Source organism: Micromonospora sp. NPDC051300, assembly GCF_044455315.1.
GTDB classification, from domain to species: Bacteria; Actinomycetota; Actinomycetes; order Mycobacteriales; family Micromonosporaceae; genus Micromonospora; species Micromonospora robiginosa.
The window spans coordinates 291,774-307,846 of sequence record NZ_JBITEP010000002.1; the positions used below are offsets into that span (position 1 = coordinate 291,774).

The window sequence follows — 16,073 nt, forward strand, 5'->3', positions numbered from 1 at the left end:
CCCCACGGCCGGCCCGGGCCTGAGAGGATCACCGGGTGAGCCCGGACACCCCTGATCCCGAGCGGAGCGCCGACCGCTCCGGCGCAGCCGACCGCCCGCCCGTCGAGGGGCCCCCGGCCGGGCCCGACAGCCCGCCCGCCGCGCCCGCGCGCCCGACGGAGCGGACGACCGGCATGGACGCGTCCGCCGGTCACCAGGGCCCGACGGAGTGGCCGACCGGCGCCGCACCGTGGGCGGGTCATCCCCCGTTCGCGCCGCCGCCGGAGACGACTGTCGCACGACGCGGTGGCGGTCGGTCGGTGGCGACGGCCCTCGGCGTGACGGCGTCGCTCACCGCGCTCGGCGCGCCGCTCGGGCTTCTCTGGGCGTGGCTGGCGCCGGGCACGCCGGTGCGGCAGACCCCGGACGGCGCGGTCTACGCCGTGCCGCAGCCGGAGCAGCCGATCGCTGCCGACGGCTGGTTCAGCCTTCTCGCGCTCGGCTTCGGAGTCCTCTCCGCGATCGGCCTGTGGGTGCTGCTGCGCCGCCGGCGGGGCCCGGCCGGGCTGCTCGCGGTCACCCTGGGCGGCCTCGGCGCGGCCGTGGTGGCCTGGCAGGTGGGCCGCCGGATCGGGCTGGCCACGTTCCAGCGGCTGGTGGACACCGCGCCGCCGGGCACCGACTTCACCAAGCCCGCCGACCTGCGCGCCGGCGGCGTCGACTGGTTCGGCCCGCTGCCCCTGCCGCACGGCAACCTGCTGCTCGCGGCGTTCGGCGCGGCCGTCACGTACACGCTGCTGGCCGGCTGGTCGCGCTGGCCGTCGCTGCGCCCCGAGCCGGAGCCCGACGGCGCCTGGCCGCCCGCGCCCGGCGCCGGGGGCGGGCAGTCACCGCCGCCGGGGCTCAGTTGGGCGCCGGGAGACCCGCCAGCTCGCTGAGCGGCACCGGCACCGCCCGGACCTGGCGCAGCAGCGCCGTCTCCCGGTTGAGCAGGCGCAGCTCGGCGCGGAGCCGGTCCGGGGTGTCGTCGATGGCGAGCAGCCGCTGCCGGTCCGCGACGGTCAGCGCGGCGGTCGCCGCGACCAGGTGCGACAGCACCGTCGGATCCTCCGGGAGCTGCTCGGAGATCTCCTCCTGGTCGGGGCGGATCAGCCCGAGGTAGTGCCGGAACACCGAGATCACCCGGGCCGCCAGCACGTCGGCCACCTCGTCCGCGCCGGCCGGCTCGGGAAGCCACTCCACCTCGGCGGTGAGATAGGGCTCGGCGGCGTCGTCGATCTCGGCGATGCGGAACCGGCGCCGGCCCACCGTGACGATGTCGAACCCGCCGTCGGTCAGCTCGGTGACCTGCCGCAGCTCGGCGGTGCAGCCCACCTCGTGCAGGGTGACCTCGCCGCCGGCCAGCCCGGCCTCGGTGCGCCCCGGCGGCCCGGCCTGCGCCACCTCCCAGCCGGCCTGGATCGCCACCACGCCGAACTCGCGGGGCGCGCCCTCGGGCAGCCCCACCAGGTGGCGCACCAGCGCCTGGTAGCGCTCCTCGAAGATGTGCAGGGGAAGGACCAGCCCGGGGAAGAGGACGGTCCCGAGCGGGAACACCGGCAGCCGTGCGCTCACGTGATCGAGGGTATCCCCATCGCGCCCGCGTCGGCGTGTCCCGGCTCACCGTCCCGGCGTACGGGCGCGCCCGGCCGGTCCGACCGGCGGCGGCCTAGACTCGCAGGCGTGCTGACTCGGATCGACCTGCGCGGCGGGGTGCCCGACCCGCGCCGCCTGCTGCCCCGTGCCCAGCTCGACGTCTCCGTGGCGGTCGAGCGGATCCGTCCCCTCGTCGAGGCGGTCCGGGAGCATGGATACCCGGCGATCCGGGAGGCCAGCGAGCGGTTCGACGGCGTGTCCCCGGAGCACCTGCGGGTGCCGGTCGAGGTGATCCGCGCCGCCGAGGGCGACCTGGACCCGCAGGTCCGCGCCGCGCTGCTGGAGTCGATCACCCGGGCCCGCAGGGTGCACGCCGACCAGCGCCGCACCGACCACACCACCCGGGTCGTGGCCGGCGGCACGGTGACCGAGCGGTGGCTGCCGGTCGACCGGGTCGGTCTCTACGTCCCCGGCGGCCTGGCGATGTATCCGTCGACAGTGGTGATGAACGTCGTGCCGGCCCAGGCGGCCGGGGTGCGCTCGCTGGTGGTGGTGAGCCCGCCGCAGAAGGAGAACGACGGCCTGCCCGACCGCCGGGTCCTGGCGGCCTGCGCGCTGCTCGGCGTAGACGAGGTGTACGCGGTGGGCGGCGCCCACGCGGTCGCCATGCTCGCCTACGGCGCCACCGTCGACCCGGCCGGCGAGCAGCGCTGCGAGCCGGTCGACATGATCACCGGACCGGGCAACATCTGGGTCACCGCCGCGAAGCGGCTGCTGCGCGGCGTGGTCGGCATCGACGCCGAGGCCGGCCCGACCGAGATCGCGATCCTGGCCGACCACACCGCCGACCCGGCGCACGTGGCCGCCGACCTGATCAGCCAGGCCGAGCACGACCCGCTGGCGGCCAGCGTGCTGGTCACCCCGTCGACCGAGCTGGCCGACGCGGTCGACGCCGAGCTGGCCCGGCAGGCGCCGGCCGCCAAGCACGCCGAGCGAATCGGCACCGCGCTGCGCGGCGAGCAGAGCGGCGTGGTCCTCGTCGACGACCTGGAGGCCGGGCTGCGGGTGGTCGACGCGTACGCGGCCGAGCACCTGGAGATCCAGACCGAGAACCCGCGCGAGTGGGCGTTGCGGGTGCGCAACGCCGGCGCGATCTTCGTGGGCGCCTGGTCGCCGGTGTCGCTCGGCGACTACTGCGCCGGCTCCAACCACGTGCTGCCCACCGGCGGCTGCGCCCGGCACTCCTCCGGCCTGTCCGTGCAGTCCTTCCTGCGCGGCGTGCACCTGGTCGAATACACCGAGCAGGCGCTGCGCGAGGTGGCCCCGCACGTGGTCACGCTGGCCGGCGTGGAGGACCTGCCGGCGCACGGCCAGGCGGTAAGCGTCCGGTTCCCCGGGGGCGTGTCGTGACCTCGCTCGACGACCTGCCGATCCGGGACGACCTGCGGGGCCGCACGCCGTACGGGGCGCCGCAGCTCGACGTGGCGGTGCGGCTGAACACCAACGAGAACTCCTATCGGGTGCCCGAGCCGGTGGTGGAGGCGATCGGCAAGGCCGTCGCGGCCGAGCTGCGCGACCTCAACCGCTACCCGGACCGGGACGCGGTGGCGCTCCGCGCCGACCTGGCCGGCTACCTGGGGCACGGGCTGACCGTCGACCACGTGTGGGCGGCCAACGGCTCCAACGAGATCCAGCAGCAGTTGTTGCAGGCGTTCGGTGGCCCGGGGCGCACCGCGCTCGGTTTCACCCCGGCCTACTCGATGCACCCGCTGCTGGCGCTGGGCACCGGCACCGGGTGGGTGCCCGGTGTCCGGGGCGCCGACTTCGGGCTGACCGCCGCCGACGCGGTCGACCAGGTGCGCGCGCACCGGCCGAACGTGGTCTTCCTCTGCTCGCCGAACAACCCGACAGGCACCGCGCTCGACCCGTCGGTGGTCGCCGCCGTGCTGGCCGAGGCGCCCGGCATGGTGGTGGTGGACGAGGCGTACGCCGAGTTCGCCCGGCCCGGCACGGTCAGCGCGCTGGCGGTGCTGCCCGGTCACCCGCGCCTGGTGGTGACCCGCACCATGAGCAAGGCGTTCGGGTTCGCCGGCGGCCGGCTGGGCTACCTGGCCGCCGATCCGGCGGTGGTGGCGGCGGTGCAACTGGTGCGGCTGCCCTACCACCTCTCCGCGCTCACCCAGGCCGCCGCCCGCGCCGCGCTGGCCCACCGGGACGCGCTGCTCGGCACCGTCACCGCGATCATGGAGCAGCGCGACCGGATCGTCGCCGAGCTGCGCGCGCGGGGGCACCGGGTGGCCGACAGCGACGCCAACTTCGTGCTCTTCGCCGTCGGCGGTGACCAGCGCGCCGCCTGGCGTACCCTGCTCGACGCCGGCGTGCTGGTCCGCGACGTCGGCCTGCCCGGCTGGCTGCGGGTGACCGCCGGGACCCCGGCCGAGACCGACGCCTTCCTGTCCGCGATGGAGAAGCTGCCATGAACCGCACCGCCCGGATCGAGCGGGTCACCAACGAGACCAAGGTGCTTGTCGAGATCGACCTGGACGGCACCGGCAAGGCCGACATCGAGACCGGCGTCGGCTTCTACGACCACATGCTGCACCAGATCGCCCGGCACGGCGGCTTCGACCTGACCGTGCACACGGTCGGCGACCTGGAGATCGACGCGCACCACACGATGGAGGACACCGCGCTCGCGCTGGGCGCGGCGTTCGACCGGGCGCTGGGCGACAAGGCCGGCATCCGGCGGTACGGCTCGGCCACCGTCCCGATGGACGAGGTGCTGGTCCGCGCCGCGGTCGACCTGTCCGGCCGGCCGTACGTGGTGCACGACGAGCCGGCGCTGTCGCCGTACATCGGGCCGGTCTACCCGACCAGCATGACCCGGCACATCTGGGAGTCGTTCGGCCAGTCGGCCCGGGTCACGCTGCACGTCGACGTGCTGCGGGCGGCCCGGCCGGGCGGGCACCCGGACGCGCACCACGTGGTGGAGGCCCAGTTCAAGGCGGTCTCCCGCGCACTGCGCGAGGCCACCGCGATCGACCCGCGCAGCGCCGGCGTGGTGCCCTCCACGAAGGGCGCTCTCTGATGAGCGCGAGGAACGCAGCGCAGCGGAGTCCCGCGGTCGCGGATGAAGGGCGGCACTGACCGTGAAGGTGTTGCCGACGCTGTTGCTGATCCTGGCCGGCGTGCTGGTCGGCGGGACGTGGTCGCTGCACAAGCAGGGCGCGCCGCGTGCCGCCGTGGTGGTGGTCGGCCTGCTGGCCGTGCTGGCCACCGCCGGCGGCGTGCTGTGGCTGCTGCCCGGGGAGGGCTGATGGGCCGGCGAGTGGTGGTGCTCGACTACGGCTCGGGCAACCTGCGCTCGGCCGAGCGCGCGCTGGAGCGGGCCGGGGCCGACGTGACGGTCAGCGCCGACCTGGCCGCCGCCGCGGCCGCCGACGGCCTGGTGGTGCCGGGCGTCGGCGCGTTCGCCGCGTGCATGGCCGGGATCGAGGAGCTGGGCGCCGGTCCGGTCATCGCCGAACGGGTCGCCGCCGGGCGCCCGGTGCTCGGCATCTGCGTCGGCATGCAGGTGCTCTTCGGGCACGGCGAGGAGCACGGCGTGGTCACCAAGGGCCTCGGGCTGCTGCCCGGCGGGGTGACCCGGCTGCCCGCGCCGCGCCTGCCGCACATGGGCTGGAACACCGTGCACGCCCCGGCCGGCTCGGCGCTGTTCGCCGGCGTGCCGGCCGACGCCCGGTTCTACTTCGTGCACTCCTACGGGGTCACCGACCCGGCCGCGCTGGCCGCCGCCGGCGCCACCGTGACCACCGCGCACCACGGCGCCGACTTCGTCGCCGCGGTCGAGCGGGGCGCGCTGTCGGCCGCCCAGTTCCACCCGGAGAAGTCGGCCGACACCGGCGCGGCGTTGCTGCGCAACTGGCTCGGAACGATCGGGTGAGCGCGAGGAGTGAGCCGGGTCTGCGAGCCCCGCGGTCGCGAACGAAGGGCGGCTCTTGAGCAAGGAGCGGGCCCGGCGCCGGGCGGCGCGCGAGGCCGACCAGGAGCGGGAACGGGCCGCGCGGGCCCGCCGGGTGGCCCGCCGGGAGCGGCGCCGTTCGGTGGTACGCCTGCTGACGCCGCGGCTGCGTCGGGGCCGCACCGGTCGGCTGCGCCGGCACAGCCGGGGCGAGCGGGCGGCGATCGTGCTGTTCACCGCCGTCGCGGTGGTCGGCATCTGGAACTTCGTCGACGACCTCGCGCTGCGGCTGGCGTTGGTCGTGTTGTTGCTGCTGGTCCTGCCGGCGATCGTGGTGATCGCGCTGGACCGTCGTTGAGGATGCGAGGAGACAACCGTTGAGCCTTGACCTGTTGCCCGCCGTGGACGTCGCCGACGGCCAGGCCGTCCGCCTCGTGCAGGGCGCCGCCGGCAGCGAGACCGCCTACGGCGATCCGTTGGACGCGGCGCTGGCCTGGCAGTCCGACGGCGCCGAGTGGATCCACCTGGTCGACCTGGACGCGGCGTTCGGGCGCGGCTCGAACGCCGCGCTGCTCGCCGAGGTGGTCGGCAAGCTCGACGTACGCGTGGAGCTGTCCGGCGGCATCCGCGACGACGAGTCGCTGCGGGCGGCGCTGGGCACCGGCGCGGCCCGGGTCAACATCGGCACCGCGGCGCTGGAGGATCCCGAGTGGTGCGACCGGATCTGCGGCGAGTACGGCGACCGGGTGGCGATCGGACTGGACGTGCGCGGGCGTACCCTCTCGGCGCGCGGCTGGACCCGTGACGGCGGTGACCTCTACGACGTGCTGGCCCGCCTGGACCGCGCGGGCGCGGCGCGGTACGTGGTCACCGACATCACCAAGGACGGCACCATGCGCGGGCCGAACCTGGACCTGCTGCGCGAGGTGTGCGCCCGCACCGACGCCCCGGTGATCGCCTCCGGTGGCGTGTCCACGCTGGACGACCTGCGGGCGCTGGCCACGCTGGAACCGGTCGGGGTGGAGGGCGTGATCGCCGGCAAGGCGCTCTACGCGGGCGCGTTCACCGTCGCGGAGGCGCTCGCCACGCTGCGGGCCGGCGCGTGACGGTCGAGGTGGGCGGGTCGCCGGCCGACGGCGCGGTGGTGACCCGGCTCGGCTCGGGCGGCCCCTGGGAGGCGGTCTACGGCTACTCCCGCGTGGTCCGGGCCGGCGCGCTGGCGATCACCGCCGGCTGCACCTCCACGGTGGACGGTCGGGTGGCGCACGTGGGGGACGCGGCGGCGCAGACTGCGCAGGCGATCCGGATCGGCCTGGACGCGCTCGCCGAGGTGGGCGCCGGGCCGGCCGACGTGGTGCGGACCCGGATGTACGTGACCGACCGGCTCTTCGTTGACGAGGTGGGTCGGGCGCACAACGCGGTGTTCGGCCCGGTCCGGCCGGTGGCCACCATGGTGGTGGTGGCCGGCCTGGTCGATCCGGACCACCTGGTCGAGGTCGAGATGGAGGCATGGGTCCCCGAGCCCTGACCTCCCCTGCGCCGGCACCCTGACTCCGGCACAGCCGATCGGCCGGAGTCAGGGTCCCGGGTAAGGCTGCTTTGTCGGCGCACGGCCGTTCCGTTCCGGGCTTGCGGTGCGGGTCACACTGGCCAGATAAGTTGTGCACAACTCGATTGCGCGCTACGGTTCAACGCGTGACCGATGATCTGGTGCTGCGCCGGCAGGTGTGCTTCGCCCTCTACGCGGCGTCGCGCGCCCTGACCGACGTCTACCGGCCCATCCTCGACGAGCACGGCCTGACCTACCCGCAGTACCTGGTGCTGCTGGTGCTCTGGGAGCGCGGCGACGACGCCCCCACGGTCTCCGAGCTCGGCGCGCGGCTCCGGCTCGACTCCGGCACGCTCTCCCCGCTGCTCAAGCGGCTGGAGGCGGCAGGCCTGGTGGTGCGCACCCGGTCGGCCGCCGACGAGCGCCGGGTCGAGGTCGGCCTCACCGACGCCGGCCGGGCGCTGCGGGCGCGGATGGAGGACGTGCCGCTGCGGGTGGCCCGGGCCACCGGCCTCACCGAGGCCGAGCTGGTCGGGCTGCGCGACACCCTCACCCGGGTCACCGAGACGATCCACCGACAGAAGGAGCAGTGACCATGCAGGTCCTCTACACCGCGTCCGCCAAGGCCACCGGCGACGGCCGCGACGGCCACGTCCGCACCTCCGACGGCACCGTCGAGCTGGACCTCGCCGTCCCGAAGGAGATGGGCGGCGCCGGCGGCGCGGCCAACCCCGAGCAGCTCTTCGCCGCCGGCTACGCGGCCTGCTTCCACTCCGCGCTGCGCATCGTCGGCCGCCAGGCCAAGGCGGACGTCGCCGGCTCGGTCGTCGAGGCCGAGGTGGGCATCGGCCCGAACGGCAGCGGCGGCTACGGCCTGGCCGTGACACTCGTGGTGGACCTGCCCGCGGTCGAGCGGTCGGCCGCCGAGAAGCTGGTCGAGGCCGCCCACCAGGTCTGCCCCTACTCGAACGCGACCCGCGGCAACATCGAGGTCGCGCTGACCGTCCGGGAGGCCCTGTGAGCAGCGACAGCAGCGTGAACCGGGAGATCCATCTGGCGTCCCGCCCCGAGGGCTGGCCGACCGCCGACAACTTCCGGCTCGTCACCACCGAGGTGCCGACGCCAGGGCCGGGTCAGCTCGTGGTCCGCAACCAGTTCATGTCGGTGGACCCGTACATGCGCGGGCGGATGAACGACGTGAAGTCCTACATGCCCCCGTTCGCGCTGGACGCCCCGCTCGACGGCGGCGCGATCGGCGAGGTGGTGGCCGGCGAGGCCGAGGGCGTCAAGCCGGGCGACGTCGTCCTGCACAGCCTCGGCTGGCGCGAGTACGCGCTCGTCGACGCACGGGGCGTGCGCAAGGTCGACCCGGGCATCGCCCCGGTCAGCGCCTACCTCAGCGTGCTCGGCATGACCGGGCTGACCGCGTACGCCGGGTTGCTCGACGTGGCCGCGATGAAGGCGGGGGAGACCGTCTTCGTCTCCGGCGCGGCCGGCGCGGTGGGCAGCATGGTCGGGCAGATCGCGAAGCTGCGCGGCGCCGGCCGGGTGATCGGCAGCGCCGGCTCCCCGGCGAAGGTCGAGCGGCTCCTCGCGCTCGGCTTCGACGCCGCCTTCGACTACCACGAGGGCCCGGTCCACCAGCAGCTCAAGGCCGCCGCGCCGGACGGTGTCGACGTCTACTTCGACAACGTCGGCTCGGACCACCTGGAGGCCGCGATCGGGGCGATGAACCTGCACGGCCGGGCCGCGATCTGCGGCATGATCGCCCAGTACAACTCGGCCGAGCCGCCGGCCGCCCCGCGCAACCTGGCGCTGGTGATCGGCAAGCGGCTGACCCTGCGCGGCTTCCTCGTCGGTGACCACGGTCACCTGCGCGACCAGTTCGTCCAGGAGATGGCCGGCTGGCTGCGCGAGGGCCGGCTGTCCTACGACGAGACCGTGGTCGACGGCATCGAGCAGGCCCCGGAGGCATTCCTCGGCCTGATGCGCGGCGAGAACCTCGGCAAGATGCTCGTCCGCCTCTGACGGTGCACGCCCCGGGCGGCGGTGATCGGCCTCACCGGCCGGTCGCCGCCGCCCGCGCGTTGGCTAGGCTTCCGGTCATGACGGTGGCGGTACGGGTCATCCCGTGTCTGGACGTGGACGCCGGGCGGGTGGTCAAGGGCGTCAACTTCCTCGACCTGCGCGACGCCGGCGACCCGGTGGAGCTGGCGGCGGCGTACGACCGGGCCGGCGCGGACGAGCTGACGTTCCTCGACGTGACCGCCTCGTCCAGCGACCGCGGCACCATGCTCGACGTGGTGCGGCGCACCGCCGAGTCGGTCTTCATCCCGCTGACCGTGGGCGGCGGCATCCGCCGGGTCGAGGACGTGGACACGCTGCTGCGCGCCGGCGCGGACAAGGTCGGGGTGAACACCGCGGCCATCGCCCGGCCGGAGCTGATCGCCGAGATCGCCGACCGGTTCGGCCGGCAGGTGCTGGTGCTCTCGCTGGACGTGCGTCGCGCCCCGGCCGGCGGCACGCCGAGCGGCTTCGAGGTCACCACGCACGGCGGCAGGCGTGGCGCCGGGCTGGACGCGGTCGAGTGGGCGGCGCGCGGCGCCGAGCTGGGCGCGGGCGAGATCCTGCTCAACTCGATGGACGCCGACGGCACCAAGGCCGGGTTCGACCTGTCGTTGATCCAGGCGGTCCGCGAGGTGGTCGACGTGCCGGTGATCGCCAGCGGCGGCGCGGGCGCGGTGGCGCACTTCCCGCCGGCGGTCGACGCCGGCGCGGACGCGGTGCTCGCGGCAAGCGTCTTCCACTTCGGCGAGCTGACCGTCGGCGAGGTGAAGGACGCGCTGCGCGGCGCGGGTCACCCGGTGCGCTGAGCGCCCGTCGGGCCGGCGCTCAGGGCCGGCCGGAACGCCCCTCGGGGGAGCGGCGGGGCATCGGGATGGACCGCACCACGTATTCCTGGACGGCCGCCGCGTGGTCGTCCTCGGCGAGCTGCCACTCGGCCTCGCCCGGTGGGTGCCGGCGGGTGAGCACGCCCTGCACGGTGTCGACAGTGGTGCCCAGCCCGGCGCTGGGCCGGGTGCGCCAGAGCTGTTCGCCGTCCGGCGTGACCCGGAACCATCCGTCGGAGACGCTGACCAGGCCGGCCCCGGCGAGCCGACGGACCGCCCCCTCGACCTCGTGCCGTTCCGGAATGGCCTGGTTGAGGTGGTCGGCGGTGGAGAGCACGTCGGCGAGGCGTACCCCTTCGGGGCGGCGTGTGGCGGCGGCCCGGCGGTGCCGGCCGGCGCCGCTCGCGATGACCAGTGCCACGAAGATCCAGGCGTCGCTCCAACGCCATCCGTTCTCCCCCATGCACGAATGATGCCCGCCCGCGAGGGCGGAGGAAACACCCGGTTTTGCGGTCGCACGTCGTCGCAGCTCAGCGCCGTCCGGTTCGGCCCGCGCGGTGGCGGTGGGCCCGGCGGCGCTCACCCAGCGTAGGCGTTCGCCGGTCGGGCCGGCAGCGCGAAGATCGGGATGAACAGTTGGGCGAGCGGTCCGATGGCCAGCGCGTAGGCCACGGTGCCGACGCCGACCGTGCCGCCGAGCAGCCAGCCGAGGGCGAGCACGGTGACCTCGATGACGGTCCGGACCAGCCGCAGCGACAGGCGGGGGTGCCGGGCGGTGAAGCCGGTCATCAGCCCGTCGCGCGGCCCGGGGCCGAGGCCGGCGCCCAGGTAGAGGCCGGTGGCGGCGCCGTTGGCGACGATCCCGACCACCAGCAGCGCGGCGCGCACCGGCAGCCCCTCGCCCGGTGGCAGCACGAGCACTGTGGCGTCGACGACCAGCCCGATCACCACCACGTTGCTGACCGTGCCGAGGCCGGGGCGCTGCCGCAGCGGGATCCACAGCAGCAGCACCAGGGCGCCGACGGCGATGGTGACGGTGCCGAAGGAGAGGCCGGTCTGCCGGGCGAGCCCCTGGTGGAACACGTCCCAGGGGTCCAGGCCGAGCCCGGAGCGGATCATCAGCGCCATGCTGACGCCGTAGAGCACCAGGCCGGCGTAGAGCTGGGTGAGTCGCCGCACGGGCCGGTGCCGGAGATTGCCAAGCTGTGCCATGCATGCCACCCTAGGGTCCAATTGCCGGCCGCGGAGAGGCCAATCGGGGAGGGGTGGCTATGACCAGCCAGGTTCGTGGCGTCCAATTGGCGCGACTGCTCGGTCAGTGGCACGCCCTGCCCGGCCGCCGCCGCAGCCCCGACTACGTCGCGCTCGCGGCCGCCGTCCGCGGCCTGCTCGCCGACGGCCGGCTCCCCCTCGGGGTACGCCTGCCGGCCGAGCGGGAACTGGCCGAGGCGCTGCGGATCAGCCGGACCACCGTCACCGCCGCCTACCGGGAACTGCGCGAGTCCGGCCACCTGGCCAGCCGGCGCGGGGCCGGGAGCTGGACCATGCTGCCCGGCACCCACCGGGTGGCCAGCACCGGGCTCTGGACCCCGCTGGACGACCGGGACATGATCGACCTCGGGGTGGCCGCGCTGTCCGCCCCGCCCCAGCTCGTCCCGGCCGCCCGGGCCGCGGCCGAGGACCTGCCCCGCTATCTCGGCGGCGCCGGCTACCACCCGACCGGGATCATCGAGCTGCGCGAGGCGGTGGCACGGGGCTACACCGAGCGTGGACTGCCCACCAGCCCCGAGCAGATCATGGTCACCAGCGGCACCCAGCACGCGCTGGACCTGGTGCTGCGGCTGGCGCTCTCACCCGGCGGCCCGGTGCTCGTCGAGTCGCCCACCTATCCCAACGCGCTCGCCGCGCTGGCCGCCCGCCGGGCCCGGATCACCACGCACGGGCTCTCCGACACCGGGTGGGACGCCGACCTGCTGCTCGGCAGCCTGCGGCAGACCCGGCCCAAGCTCGCGTACGTCATCCCGGAGTTCCACAACCCGACCGGCCACCTGATGGCGGCCGACCTGCGCGAGCGGCTGGTCGGCGCGGCCCACGCGGCCGGCACCGACCTCGTGGTCGACGAGTCCTTCGTCGACCTGCCGCTGGACGGCACCCCGCTGCCGCCGCCGGTCGCGGTCTTCGACAGGCACTCCCGCGTGATCAGCATCGGCGGGATGAGCAAGCCCTACTGGGGCGGCCTGCGGATCGGCTGGGTACGCGCCTCCGCGCCCCAGGTGCAGCGGCTGGCCGCGGCGAGGGTCGGGGTGGACATGGCCAGCCCGGTGCTCGACCAACTCGTCGCGGTGCACCTGCTCGCCCAGGCGCCGGCCATCGTCGCCGCCCGCCGGGCGCAGCTCGCCGCCCAGCGCGACGCGCTCGTCGCCACGCTCGCCGACCGGCTGCCCGACTGGCGGGTCACCGTGCCGCGTGGTGGCGTCACGCTCTGGGCCGAGCTGGACGGCCCGATCTCCAGCGCGCTGGCCCGGGCGGCCGAGGAGGTCGGCGTACGGCTGGCGCCCGGGCCCCGGTTCGGGCTGGACGGCACGCTGGAACGGTTCCTCCGGCTGCCGTTCACGCTGCCGGCCGCCGACCTGGTGGAGGCGGTGGGCCGGCTCGCCGCGGTCCGCTACGACCTGGACCGGGCCGGCCGCCCGCAGTGGCGGGAGCCGAGCGTCATCGCCTGAGCCGGTGACCGTTCCGGTGGGGATCGGCGGAACCTGGCCGGTGGGCCGGGCACGCACCGCAGACTGCCCGGGTGGGGAACCGGAGCGACGCCCGCTGGTCGTGGGCGCTACGAGCGGCCGCCCCCGGTTCCCGCACCACGCGGCTGGAACTCTTCTACGACCTGGTCTTCGTCTTCGCGTTCCTCAGCGTCACCACACTGACCGCCTCGGAGCTGACCCCGGCGAACCTCTACCGCTTCCTGCTGGTGCTGGCGCTGCTCTGGTGGTCGTGGACCGGGTTCGCCCGGCTGGGCAACGCCTACCGCGCCGACCAGGGGATGCTGCCGCTCGTCGGGTTCGTCACCGTGGCGGCGACGTTCCTGCTGGTGCTCAGCGCGCCCGGCGCGTTCCAGGACCGGCCGGGCGGCCTGCCCGGCCCGCTGGTCTTCGCCGGCTGCTACTTCGTGATCCGGATGGCCCAGCTCCTCGTGTTCGCCCGGGTGGACCGCCCCGACCCGGTGCGCCGGCGGCGGTTCCTGCTGCGCCTGCTGGTGCCGGTGGTGGCGACCGCGCTGCTGGTGGTCGCCGCGGTCGTCCGCGCCGAGCTGCCGGAGGGCCGGTTCGCCGTCGGGCTGCAACTGGCGCTCTGGACGCTCGCCGTGCTCGTCGAGTACGGGGTCGGGGCCACCGTGGCCTGGCACTGGTGGGTGGTGGTGTCGGCCGGGCACTGGGCGGAACGGCACGCGCTGATGGTGCTCGTCGCGCTCGGCGAGTCGATCATCGCGCTGGGGCTCGGCCCGAAGACCGGGCTGCCGCTGACCGGTCCGGTGGCGGTGGCCGCCCTGCTCGGCATCCTCGTCGTGGCGGCGCTCTGGTGGGTCTACTTCGACACCCTGGCGTTCGCGCTGGAGCAGGCGCTGCACCACGCCCGCGACCGGTCCGCCCGGCTCCGGCTGGCCCGCTCGGTCTACACGTTCCTGCACCTGCCGATGACCACCGGGACCATCCTCTACGCGCTCGGCCTGAAGGACCTGCTGGCCGAGGTCGCCGACCCGGCCGTCCCGCAGTGGGGGTGGCCGCTGGGCGGCTTCTGGGGCGGGGTCCTCTTCTCCGGCGTCGCGCTCTACCTGCTCAGCATCGCCGGCTGCTGGTGGCTGGCGGAGCGGGAGGTGCACCGCCCGCTGCTGGTCACGGTGGCCGCGCTTGCCGCGTCCGCCCCGTTCGCGTTCCGGGTGCCGGAGGTGTTCGCGCTGGGCGTGCTGGCGGTGCTGACCGCCGCCGGCGTCGCCTGGGAGACCCGCAGCGAGGACGGCCGCCGGCGGCGGGTGCGCCAGCTCGCCCTGGAGGAGCAGGTCGCCGCCGAGACCGAGCAGAGCCGGTGGCGGCGGGAACACCTGTGACCGGGGTACGCCGGCCGGGCCGGCCCGCGCGGGCCGTGCCCCGGGACGGTGGGGCACGGCCGGCGCGGCGACCGGGACGGGCTACAGCTCGGCGAGCGTGCCCTCGTACATCTTGTCGATCTCACCGGCGAAGTTGGTCTCCACGCTGCGGCGCTTGATCTTCAGCGACGGGGTGACCTCGCCGTCGGCGATGGTGAGGTCGCGGGGGAGGATCGTCACCTTCTTGATCGTCTCCCAGCGGTTGAGCTTGGCGTTCAGCTCGGCCACGTAGCCCTCGACCATCTCCTGCGCCTCCGGCGAGGTGACGATCGTGGTGTAGTCGCTGCCCTCCAGGCGGGTGCCGGCGGCCCAGGCCTGGATCGCGTCCGGGTCCAGCGTCACCAGCATGGTGCAGTAGTTGCGGGCCTGCCCGATCACCACCGCCTGCGAGGTGTACGGGCAGACGGCCTTGAACACGCCCTCGATGTGCGACGGCGCGACGTACTTGCCGCCGGACGTCTTGACCAGGTCCTTCTTGCGGTCGGTGATGCGCAGGTAGCCGTCGTCGTCGAGCGTGCCGATGTCGCCGGTGCGGAAGAACCCGTCCTCGGTGAACGCCTCCGCGGTCTCGCCGGGCAGGTTGTGGTAGCCGCGCATGACCGGGCGACCGCGGACCAGGATCTCGCCGTCGGTGTCGATCCGGCACTCCAGGTCGCCCATGGCCCGGCCGACGCTGCCGATCTTGAGCCCGTCGGGCGGGTTGACGAACGCGCCGGCGCTGGTCTCGGTGAGGCCGTACCCCTCGGAGATGGGCAGGTTGGCGGCGGCGAAGAAGGTGGCGATCTCCTGGCTCAGCGGCGCCGCGCCGGAGACCAGGACCCGCATCCGGCCGCCGAGCCGCGCCTGGAGCTTGCTGAAGACCAACTTCTCGGCCAGCCCGTACCTCAGGCGCAGCCCGGCCGGGACCGGCTTGCCGGCCTGCTCCAGCGCGACCTTCTCCTTGCCCACCGTGACCCCCCAGGCGAAGATCTTCGCCTTCGCGCCCCCGGCGGACTGCGCGGTGGTCACCGCCTTGTTGTAGACCTTCTCGAAGACCCGGGGCGCGCCGCACATCAGCGTCGGCCGCACCACGCCCAGCAGCTCGACCAGCTTGTCCACCCGGCCGTCGACATAGGTGGGCAGTCCGACGTGGGTGGCGCCGCAGAGCAGCGTCTTGCCGAACGAGTGGGACAGCGGCAGCCAGAGGTATTGCAGGTCGTCGACGCGCAGCAGGCCCAGCTCGGCCTGCGCCACGCCCTCCCAGCACCAGCCGCCGTGCAGCAGTTCCACGCCCTTGGGCCGACCGGTGGTGCCCGAGGTGTAGATCAGGGTGGCCAGGTGGTCCGGGCCGATCCCGGCGACCAGCCGGTCCACCAGGTCGGGCTCGGTGGCCAGCGCCGCCGCCCCGCGTTCCTCCAGCTCGGCCAGCGTGAGCTGGGGGACGCCGGCGGCCGGGTCCGGCGTGCCGTCCAGGAGCACCACGTGGGTCAGCGCCGGCAGCTCGGCGCCGGCGATCTTCGCCGCCTGGGCCGGATTCTCCGCGAACAGCACGCGCGAGCCGGAGTCGGCGAGGATGTAGACCGCGTCCTCCGGCTCGGTGGTCGGGTAGACGGTGGTGGTGGCGCCGCCGGCGCACATCACGCCGAAGTCGGCGAGCACCCACTCCAGCCGCGTGTTGGCCAGGATCGCGACCGGATCCTCGAGGCCCACACCGAGCCCGTGCAGCCCGGCCGCGATCGCCTTGGCGCGCTGCCCGACCTGCTCCCACGTCAGCCAGACCGGGCCCGAGTCGTCCTGGGCGGGGTGGGCGAACGCGTGCCGGTCGGGGGAATCCGCCACGCGCTTGAGGAACATGTGCGGTACGGAACGGTACGGTACATCGAGAGCCATCGTGGTAGCCGCCTTCAGGGGTGGAGGGACGTGACGGGGGTCACGCCG

General features: G+C 74.8%; 19 protein-coding genes. 15 read left to right on the forward strand and 4 right to left on the reverse strand.

Features of this window, described 5'->3' with window-relative positions; genetic code table 11:
* Nucleotides 1–35 precede the first annotated feature (35 nt).
* Nucleotides 36–917 (forward strand): DUF2567 domain-containing protein, encoded by an 882-nt coding sequence (locus ACIA5A_RS04430; RefSeq protein WP_396756318.1) that lies wholly within the window; start codon nt 36–38, stop codon nt 915–917.
* Here ACIA5A_RS04430 and ACIA5A_RS04435 read toward each other — a convergent pair.
* Nucleotides 883–1,593, reverse strand: a complete 711-nt coding sequence (locus ACIA5A_RS04435; RefSeq protein WP_396756320.1) for an LON peptidase substrate-binding domain-containing protein — start codon at nt 1,591–1,593, stop codon at nt 883–885. The genes ACIA5A_RS04430 and ACIA5A_RS04435 overlap by 35 nt on opposite strands.
* 108 nt (nt 1,594–1,701) lie before the next feature.
* Between ACIA5A_RS04435 and hisD the strand changes: the two genes are divergently transcribed.
* The 12 genes from hisD (at nt 1,702) to hisF (ending at nt 9,997) form a co-directional block, all read left to right on the forward strand.
* Complete coding sequence (gene hisD, locus ACIA5A_RS04440) at nt 1,702–3,024, forward strand: histidinol dehydrogenase (protein WP_396756322.1); 1,323 nt, start codon at nt 1,702–1,704, stop codon at nt 3,022–3,024.
* A complete protein-coding gene (locus ACIA5A_RS04445) occupies nt 3,021–4,094 on the forward strand; it encodes a histidinol-phosphate transaminase (protein ID WP_396756324.1) in 1,074 nt (357 codons plus the stop codon). The genes hisD and ACIA5A_RS04445 overlap by 4 nt, the downstream gene beginning before the upstream one ends.
* Nucleotides 4,091–4,702: an imidazoleglycerol-phosphate dehydratase HisB gene (gene hisB, locus ACIA5A_RS04450; RefSeq protein WP_091059669.1), complete on the forward strand. Its 612-nt coding sequence runs from the start codon at nt 4,091–4,093 to the stop codon at nt 4,700–4,702. The genes ACIA5A_RS04445 and hisB overlap by 4 nt, the downstream gene beginning before the upstream one ends.
* 70 nt (nt 4,703–4,772) lie before the next feature.
* Nucleotides 4,773–4,931, forward strand: a complete 159-nt coding sequence (locus ACIA5A_RS04455; RefSeq protein WP_396756521.1) for a hypothetical protein — start codon at nt 4,773–4,775, stop codon at nt 4,929–4,931.
* Entirely contained in the window at nt 4,931–5,557 is a 627-nt protein-coding gene (gene hisH / locus ACIA5A_RS04460; RefSeq protein ID WP_396756326.1) for an imidazole glycerol phosphate synthase subunit HisH, read from the forward strand. Before ACIA5A_RS04455 ends, hisH begins: the two co-directional genes overlap by 1 nt.
* Nucleotides 5,558–5,612: 55 nt before the next feature.
* The gene (locus tag ACIA5A_RS04465; protein ID WP_396756328.1) at nt 5,613–5,933 is read left to right on the forward strand and encodes a hypothetical protein; all 321 of its coding nucleotides are present in this window, start codon (nt 5,613–5,615) and stop codon (nt 5,931–5,933) included.
* Between the two features lie 19 nt (nt 5,934–5,952).
* On the forward strand, nt 5,953–6,681 hold the full coding sequence (priA, locus tag ACIA5A_RS04470; protein WP_396756330.1) for a bifunctional 1-(5-phosphoribosyl)-5-((5-phosphoribosylamino)methylideneamino)imidazole-4-carboxamide isomerase/phosphoribosylanthranilate isomerase PriA: 729 nt from the start codon (nt 5,953–5,955) through the stop codon (nt 6,679–6,681).
* A complete protein-coding gene (locus tag ACIA5A_RS04475) occupies nt 6,678–7,103 on the forward strand; it encodes a Rid family hydrolase (RefSeq protein WP_396756332.1) in 426 nt (141 codons plus the stop codon). Before priA ends, ACIA5A_RS04475 begins: the two co-directional genes overlap by 4 nt.
* Nucleotides 7,104–7,270: 167 nt before the next feature.
* Entirely contained in the window at nt 7,271–7,717 is a 447-nt protein-coding gene (locus ACIA5A_RS04480; RefSeq protein WP_396756334.1) for a MarR family winged helix-turn-helix transcriptional regulator, read from the forward strand.
* A 2-nt stretch (nt 7,718–7,719) separates the two neighbouring features.
* Nucleotides 7,720–8,145: an organic hydroperoxide resistance protein gene (locus ACIA5A_RS04485; RefSeq protein WP_181572933.1), complete on the forward strand. Its 426-nt coding sequence runs from the start codon at nt 7,720–7,722 to the stop codon at nt 8,143–8,145.
* Entirely contained in the window at nt 8,142–9,152 is a 1,011-nt protein-coding gene (locus ACIA5A_RS04490) for an NADP-dependent oxidoreductase (protein WP_396756336.1), read from the forward strand. Before ACIA5A_RS04485 ends, ACIA5A_RS04490 begins: the two co-directional genes overlap by 4 nt.
* Nucleotides 9,153–9,229: 77 nt before the next feature.
* Nucleotides 9,230–9,997, forward strand: a complete 768-nt coding sequence (hisF, locus tag ACIA5A_RS04495) for an imidazole glycerol phosphate synthase subunit HisF (RefSeq protein ID WP_396756338.1) — start codon at nt 9,230–9,232, stop codon at nt 9,995–9,997.
* A 19-nt stretch (nt 9,998–10,016) separates the two neighbouring features.
* Here the strand turns inward: hisF and ACIA5A_RS04500 are convergent, their stop codons facing one another.
* Both ACIA5A_RS04500 and ACIA5A_RS04505 read right to left on the reverse strand, forming a co-directional pair.
* On the reverse strand, nt 10,017–10,478 hold the full coding sequence (locus ACIA5A_RS04500) for a hypothetical protein (RefSeq protein WP_396756340.1): 462 nt from the start codon (nt 10,476–10,478) through the stop codon (nt 10,017–10,019).
* A 116-nt stretch (nt 10,479–10,594) separates the two neighbouring features.
* A complete protein-coding gene (locus tag ACIA5A_RS04505; RefSeq protein ID WP_396756342.1) occupies nt 10,595–11,227 on the reverse strand; it encodes a YitT family protein in 633 nt (210 codons plus the stop codon).
* 59 nt (nt 11,228–11,286) lie between these two features.
* Here ACIA5A_RS04505 and ACIA5A_RS04510 point away from each other — a divergent pair, with 59 nt between their 5' ends.
* Both ACIA5A_RS04510 and ACIA5A_RS04515 read left to right on the forward strand, forming a co-directional pair.
* Complete coding sequence (locus ACIA5A_RS04510) at nt 11,287–12,738, forward strand: PLP-dependent aminotransferase family protein (RefSeq protein WP_396756344.1); 1,452 nt, start codon at nt 11,287–11,289, stop codon at nt 12,736–12,738.
* A gap of 71 nt (nt 12,739–12,809) precedes the next feature.
* A complete protein-coding gene (locus tag ACIA5A_RS04515) occupies nt 12,810–14,117 on the forward strand; it encodes a low temperature requirement protein A (protein ID WP_396756346.1) in 1,308 nt (435 codons plus the stop codon).
* An 81-nt stretch (nt 14,118–14,198) separates the two neighbouring features.
* On the opposite strand, the gene ACIA5A_RS04520 is transcribed toward ACIA5A_RS04515, so the two are convergent.
* Nucleotides 14,199–16,025 (reverse strand): AMP-dependent synthetase/ligase, encoded by a 1,827-nt coding sequence (locus tag ACIA5A_RS04520; protein ID WP_396756348.1) that lies wholly within the window; start codon nt 16,023–16,025, stop codon nt 14,199–14,201.
* Nucleotides 16,026–16,073 lie beyond the last annotated feature (48 nt).